Below are 7141 nucleotides of genomic sequence, written 5' to 3' on the forward strand. Positions count from 1 at the left end.
CCTCTGCACAGCGATACAACCCGGAGATTACATTCGCGCAACAGTTGTCCCGTTCGTTTGATATCTCTTCCATTTAGTGCATCCCTCCATACAGTAATACCCCCCACTCCTGCTTCAGAAAAATTCTTTGCAGCTTGCTCTATATCCCAGGGCTTAGTGCTAATCGTATGAATACACAATTGGGATAGATCCATTAGCAGCTTTGCACTCATTTTAAACTTCCAAAAAATGTTAAATACGATTCATCATTTATAATTCGCTGCAGATATAACGCTACTTCGCGGGCATGATAATCTCCCCACATACTCGATTCGCCATTAGGTATTTTGCTTCCTTCAGGAATGTAATCCCACCCGTTTGGACGGTGATAAATAGAATGTAATATCAAGCCCTGATGGTCAGCATTAGTGCTCAGATAGGGTTCGTCAAATAAAGTATTCAATACGGTTAAGCCGGCTTGCCAGTAACGCTCGCCCGGTTCTTTGAGGCCTTTGCCTATCAAATATCTGCCCAGACGAAGCAAGCCTTGTGCTCCAATCGCAGCGGCTGAACTATCTACAGGTTCAAAATCGTTATATGGGTCAGCCGGTCGGCTTAGGTAATCGCCCAGCTTATGAAGTTGTGGCGCTCCTGTATCCCAATAAGGAATCCCATCAGGTGGTGTATGCTCAATATAAAAATCACAGGTTGCTTGTGCAGCTTTCAGCATAAAACTTTCAAGTTCTGTACGCCCGCCAAATTGATCAAGTTCAGTATCTTTAAGTGTTTCAAAACACTCTAGCTCTTCAGCAAAACCACACATGGCCCAGGCCAACCCACGCGTCCAGGTGCTAAAACCTGTATACCCTTGTTGCGAGTTAGGGCAGCGAAAGTTTCCATCTTTTGTATTAAAAACACTTTCGTGAGCAGTCCGGCCCCATAAATCATACATATCACGGCCTTCACCATAAAAAACTGAAAACTCGGCTGTGGCCTTTATATGAGAAAAAGCTCGTTCCAATAAATTAATCTTGATGTCTCCCTCTGCTTGAAATACATGGCCAAGAAGATGGCTTACCAACAACGCACGACAAGACCGAATGGTGTCTACAAATAAGGAATGAGGCCCGTTAAAGGAATGAATAAATCCCCCATTCTTAATGCTTGTCCAACGGCCTGCTTGTACAGCGCCTGAAATTTTAAGCGCCAACTGATAAAAGTTCTTCTCCCACTCGTTAAATTCCGTCTTGCCTTCATTCATCAACCGTAATAGATTACCATATGTGCTCACGTTGTTAAATCCGTGATCATGCACTCCAATATGACTAATATGTGGAGCCATTACGGCCAATGTGTTCCTGCGACCTATTTCCAAAAATTCCTGATCACCTGTGGCGTCAAACTGTAATATAGCGGAGCCGAATTGGAAGCCTTGAGTCCACTCTGTCCAGCCGCGGGTGGTATATTTGCCCTGAATAGTAAAAACAGGTGATCCTTTGGAGACATCGTACTTGTTTTCTAAATCAAGGATTTTTTGCCCGGAGTGATTCCAAAATTGTTTTAGCTTAGCTTGTAAGTCAGACGCCTGAAGTGTTTTGTTAATAGTTATCATAAATTTTCTTAATCATCGATGGAACAGCAAGCCCCCAACCAGTTAATGTAGGTTTAACTAGTTATTCAAACGTTTGAATAAATGTATATCTTTAATTTTTAATTTTCAAATAATTTAATGCGTTTGTAAAAAAATGGCAAAGAGACCCAGACTCCGGGATATTGCGGAAGAACTAAACTTAACTATTTCAGGGGTTTCAAAAGCTTTAAGCGGCCATCCTGGCATTAGTGTTATCACTAAACAACAGGTTGAGGAAGTGGCCTCAAGGTTAAATTACAGGCCTAATCAAATTGCCTCTTCGCTCCGCTCCGGTCAGACCAAAATTATAGGAGTCATTATTCCAAGTGCAGATAAGAGCTTTTTTGGCTCGATTGTATTTGGCATGGAAAATATTATTAACCAAAATGGTTACAGCATTTTATTATATCAATCACATGAACTCCCCGAAAACGAAATTAAAGGAATTGATACGTTTATTCAGTCAAGCGTCGACGGAATCATTGCTACCATGGGGAAGCAAACCATCAATTTTCAACATTACCTAGAGGTTAAAAAACGCAATATCCCGCTTGTACTGTTTGACACTGTTAATGAAAATATTCGGGTTCCAACTGTTACTATAGATAATTATAAAGGAGGTTTTATTGCAGCGGAACATCTTATTCTTAATGGATATAAACGTGTTGCCTATATCTCAGGCCTAAAACATATTTCCATTTTTAATGAGCGCTTACGCGGATATGTAGATGCTTTAAGAAAATATAATTTAGATATTGAAGAAGACTTGATCATATATGGCAAAAACACCATTACATCGGGATATGAATGTATGGAAAAATTATTGCAGCTTAACTCACCTCCGGATGCTGTTGTTGCTGTTGAAGATTTCACCGCATTGGGAGCGATAAAAGCATTGAAAGCTCAAAAATATCGAATCCCAGAGGATGTAGGCGTTGTTGGTTTTTCTAACGAGGGATTTAGCGAGCATATCTCTCCAAGTTTAACCACGATTAATCAGAAGACCGTTGAAATGGGAGAAGTAGCTTCGAAGCTATTTTTTAAAATGCGCAATACTGCAAACCCATATGAAGGAGAGCCTGATAAAATCGTATTAGAGCCTTTACTAATTGTAAGGGAATCGTCGGTCAGATGAACGTTAAACAATGAATAGAATTGAAAAGGCCGGTCGCAAACTTAATTTCCAGCCGGTTTAGTTCCGTCCCTACTTGGGCTTTCCGGCCAGTAAAAGTCCAGATAAGCATCGGGCATGTCTGGTTTAAATACAGGTACTTCCTTCTTAATAAATCTTGCCAGATCTAATATTTCATTTCTTACTCCTTGTACAAGTAACCTCGACACCTCAAATGCCCCATATGGCCTGAAATGAGTATTATCCGCCATTGGGCCAGGCATTCCTGGATATGAGTTTGCAGGAAAATGAACGAAAGCCAATAACGACTCTTTCTCACCCATTGATTCAAACATCACCGTACTCATGGCATTTAAATCGATCAAAGCTACTTTGTGTTCCTGAGCAGTTTGCCTGACCGCTTCTGGATAATCACCGAGTGTTTCCACTATCTTGCCGTTAACATCAAAGTTTCTTCTTTGTACCGAGGTGACCAGTATTGGTATCCCTCTTTTTTTCTTAACCTCATTAATAAAGTATTCAAGTGTTTTTTTGTAGGTAGTGAACGCTCCAACCCCTTCTCCCTTTTCCTTCTGGTCATTATGCCCAAATTCAACAAAGACATAATCTCCAGGCTTCATCATTTGAAGTATTTTGGTTAAACGCCTGGCGCCAATAAAACTTTTAAGTGTTTCTCCAGATTCGGCGAGGTTAACTATAGCAACCTTTCCAGTTTTAAAGAACGAAGGAAACATTTGTCCCCATGCAGAAAATGGTTCCTTAGGTTGATCGACAACCGTCGAATTACCCGCCAGGAAAACTGAAACTACATTTTCTTTTTCCGGAAAGATCTCTATGGAGTTTACCTTAGGTTCTGCGCTGTTAAATTCCAGCGTTAACCGATTGTCCCAATTCAGATAGCTAAGCTCCCTGGGTTTAAGTCTCACCTTAGCATTTGTTCCTGCAATCAGACTGTCGCGAATATTAACCGTAAACTCAATGGTTTTATGCTCCCCTTTCGCAGTCTGCACTCGGTTTACCATCATTCTGCGATCCTCGGCGCGTATTGCAACGTCTGACGTACCTGAATCATCACCAACCGTAACCTTCACACGATAATTCCCTTCAGGAAGATTTAGGGAGAAATAGTAAGGACGATCTGATGTAAGATATCCATCGGTTGATGCACGCTTGCCTATTTTTTCATTCGCAAAAACACTTGTGTTCAGATCAATTCCATACCCTTTGTCACTCGTATAAACCGAATTTGAACTTATTTTTGTGTAACCTGCTAGTGCTTTACCCGCCCCGAAATCAAATTTACGTGATTTCTCGTTCTGAGAAAAAGCTGCTGTAACTGCAAAGAAAAGAAATGAGATCAAAAAAAACTGCTTCATATTATTCAACATTACGCTTTAATTCTGCGATAGTTTTACTTAAAAAGACATAGCAAGGGTATAGCCCAGCTTGTAGCCGGATCGTGTTGGTTTACTTCCAACCTTATAATCGTGGTAATTTCGTCGTTAAAGTTGCTTAATAAACTTTGCTGAAAATCCCTAATATCGGTGTAGAATTGACCATAACAAAAGAAAATCAAAAGAACGCAAGTTACTCGGTACCTGCGTGCTTTTTGTACCCCCGGACGTACCTAAGTCGGACAAGTTTAAGGTGGATTTGATCAAAATTTCGCTAATTAATCTGCCCTAATTTGATAGTAGAAATGTATTCAAGAAGTTCTTATTTACAGTAAACAAAATTTGCTCCCTTCCCTATTTTAAGTGTTTTACCAGTGTTATTGGAAATAAGGAACTTAATGGTTGCTTTTTGACAACCTATTTTATGATAATTATTATTCTGGTATTTTGAGCAAAATTTTTGCGGTTAAGTGATGTCACTAAAAAATGTTGCTATTAAAATCTTTTCATTTTACTTTTTAGCCTTTTTTACTGGTATCGAATGCAATGTTTCTTCTAAAAATTCAACTTTTCCCGTATGTATATCATAAACAGCACCAACAATGATTATGTCGCCTTCAAGATATTTTTTATGCAATATTGGATCTAAGTCTCTAAGATTATTTACTTGGTCTATTACATTTTGTCGTACTGCATTATTCACCGGGTCGCCTGGTAAGTATGCTACTTTTGCAACAGCAGGTTTTATTTCATTGATAAGCGTTACAATATGTCCTGGAACATTTTCAGGTCTTTCAACTGCAGCCGCAACTGCACCACATTCGCTGTGTCCTAAAACAACTATTAATTTTGTTTTGAGTTTCAATACTGCAAATTCCATACTTCCATAAGATGCAGCTGCCGAAACTTGTCCCGCTGTACGAATAATAAATAGGTCACCAATTCCTTGGTCAAATATTAGTTCATTTGGCACTCGTGAATCGGAACATCCGACAATTGTAGCAAATGGTTCTTGTCCGTGTTCTACACTTTTAATGGCAATGAAGTCTTGTCTTGGTCTAATACTTTTACCTTCTATAAAGCGTCTATTCCCGCCGATTAGTTTTTGAATGGCCACTCTTGGGTCGGCATAAGCAGAATCTCTGTTTACTACATAATGTTCTACACGCCATTTTATAGAGTCAATTCTGGCCGTTTCTGTATTTAATTTTGTTTCTTTTTTAGTCTTTTTGTTTTGTCCAAACATTACATTTTGGAACATTATCATAGCTAAAATTGTAATTAGTAACTTGGTCATTGTATTTTATGTTAGGGTAACATTATCGCTCTTTTGTTTTTTGCGGTCGGTCGAAGTATTGCTACCTACAAAATACCTTTTATACGCAATTTAGCATAAAAAAAGATCTAAGGAGCGGCTCCGGGTTAATTGCGGGTAAAGTAAGTTGAACGGAACCGTCTCTATTCAGTGATTTCGAATATGGAGATTAATTTTTATTTCATATCTGTCCGAACAATTTTCTAATCCGTTTGAATATGTATCTTATGGTGTTTTGGACGACGTTTTTGCGAATATTTTATTAAAAAAAAATGAAAACTAATTTACTTAAACAAAGGTTTTTGGGATGTTTTGTGTATGGGTTTAATCTCCCGTGCTTTATTCACCACTTCTTTAATCTCATAAACCACATGTTCCAAGCCCGTAAAATGCATCAGAAAGATGCGTGTCAGGTTGCAAAGTTTACAAACCGATGTATTATTTTGCTGACTGCCCTGCGGATAAGTTCTAAAAAGAATGTTGGCGGATTCCTTTCTTTTGCAGTTGCTTGACAAAACGACCACATAAATCAAAAAGGTTAATGGGTATGACCATGTAGTTAAAAGTATTCTAATTTAGTTAGATAGTAATACTATCATTTAAGATAAAATAACTACCTTTGCTTTCCAAAACTTAAACTAACTGCTATGGAAGTAAACGATGTTTAAAGAACTAAAAAGCGACCTGTAAGCAAGTGTTGTCGTTTTGTTTGTGGCAGTGCCCTTATGTCTGGGTATTGCCCTTGCTTCGGGGGCTACCCATATTTCAGTAATAATAGCCGGAATAGTTGGTAGTATTATAGAAGGTGTTGCCAGTGGTTCTCCATTAGGGGTTGCCAAACCGATGTATTAAATTTCTGCCTGGCAGCCGAAGATGGTTAGACTTCCGGTGGCTGCTAGCCTTGCGGATTTTTCTGCACTTTTACCCTCCCCGATTTAAAACTTCAAATAAAAGCAATGCCAAAAAATCAAAAAATAAAATCAGTTTTAATAATCGGTAGCGGTCCGATTGTCATTGGCCAGGCCTGTGAATTTGATTACTCCGGCTCACAGGCAGCCCGTTCGATAAGAGAAGAAGGAATAGCGGTTTCGCTCATCAATTCGAATCCTGCAACCATTATGACCGATAAAGTAACTGCTGACCACGTTTACCTTTGGCCGCTAAATCATCACTCCATCATCCGGATTCTTGAAGAGAAAAAAAAGGAAGGGAAAAGCATTGATGCGGTTTTACCTACCATGGGCGGGCAAACGGCACTTAACCTTGCGATCAAATGTGAGGAAATGGGTATTTGGGAAAAGTACGGTGTGAAAATGCTTGGCGTGGATATCAATGCGATCAACACATGCGAAGACAGAGAATTGTTCAGAAAAAAAATGGACGAGATTGGAGTAGGAACAGCTCCTGCGAAAATAGCCCGCTCCTTTCTTGATGGAAAAGAAATAGCACAGGAGTTTGGAGTTCCACTGGTAATAAGACCCTCTTTTACTTTAGGAGGTACCGGTGGCGCAGTGATTTATAAAAGAGAGGATTTTGACGAAGCCTTAAACCGTGGGTTGCATGCATCTCCCATCCACGAAGTTCTTATTGATAAAGCGCTTATCGGATGGAAAGAATATGAACTGGAACTTATGCGCGATTCCAACGACAATGTTATAATTGTTTGTTCTATTGAAAATTTTGACCCGATG

Annotated in this window: 5 protein-coding genes and 1 pseudogene; 2 read left to right on the top strand and 4 right to left on the bottom strand. The window is 39.3% G+C overall.

Annotation, left to right across the window (positions count from 1 at the left end; genetic code table 11):
* Nucleotides 1-212, bottom strand: a 212-nt coding sequence (locus ACLL8Z_RS13050) for a hypothetical protein (RefSeq protein WP_411275225.1), incomplete at its 3' end; no start/stop codon positions are given.
* The gene (locus ACLL8Z_RS13055; protein WP_411275226.1) at nt 209-1591 is read right to left on the bottom strand and encodes a hypothetical protein; all 1383 of its coding nucleotides are present in this window, start codon (nt 1589-1591) and stop codon (nt 209-211) included. The genes ACLL8Z_RS13055 and ACLL8Z_RS13050, both read right to left, overlap by 4 nt.
* Before the next feature lie 133 nt (nt 1592-1724).
* Here ACLL8Z_RS13055 and ACLL8Z_RS13060 point away from each other — a divergent pair, with 133 nt between their 5' ends.
* A complete protein-coding gene (locus tag ACLL8Z_RS13060; protein WP_411275227.1) occupies nt 1725-2744 on the top strand; it encodes a LacI family DNA-binding transcriptional regulator in 1020 nt (339 codons plus the stop codon).
* 41 nt (nt 2745-2785) lie between these two features.
* On the opposite strand, the gene ACLL8Z_RS13065 is transcribed toward ACLL8Z_RS13060, so the two are convergent.
* Nucleotides 2786-4117 (bottom strand): rhamnogalacturonan acetylesterase, encoded by a 1332-nt coding sequence (locus tag ACLL8Z_RS13065; RefSeq protein ID WP_411275228.1) that lies wholly within the window; start codon nt 4115-4117, stop codon nt 2786-2788.
* A gap of 529 nt (nt 4118-4646) precedes the next feature.
* A complete protein-coding gene (locus ACLL8Z_RS13070; protein ID WP_411275229.1) occupies nt 4647-5432 on the bottom strand; it encodes a carbonic anhydrase in 786 nt (261 codons plus the stop codon).
* A 974-nt stretch (nt 5433-6406) separates the two neighbouring features.
* On the opposite strand from ACLL8Z_RS13070, the pseudogene ACLL8Z_RS13075 reads away from it, so the two are divergent.
* A pseudogene (locus ACLL8Z_RS13075) lies at nt 6407-7141 on the top strand (carbamoyl-phosphate synthase large subunit); the annotation flags it as partial.

The sequence above is a fragment of the Daejeonella sp. genome, from assembly GCF_046590655.1.
In the GTDB taxonomy this organism is placed as follows: domain Bacteria; phylum Bacteroidota; class Bacteroidia; order Sphingobacteriales; family Sphingobacteriaceae; genus Daejeonella.

Coding starts and splice junctions, on each gene's coding strand:
- ACLL8Z_RS13060 (WP_411275227.1), top strand. CDS start 1,725: ATGGCAAAGAGACCCAGACTCCGGGATATTGCGGAAGAACTAAACTTA.
- ACLL8Z_RS13055 (WP_411275226.1), bottom strand. CDS start 1,591: ATGATAACTATTAACAAAACACTTCAGGCGTCTGACTTACAAGCTAAG.
- ACLL8Z_RS13065 (WP_411275228.1), bottom strand. CDS start 4,117: ATGAAGCAGTTTTTTTTGATCTCATTTCTTTTCTTTGCAGTTACAGCA.
- ACLL8Z_RS13070 (WP_411275229.1), bottom strand. CDS start 5,432: ATGACCAAGTTACTAATTACAATTTTAGCTATGATAATGTTCCAAAAT.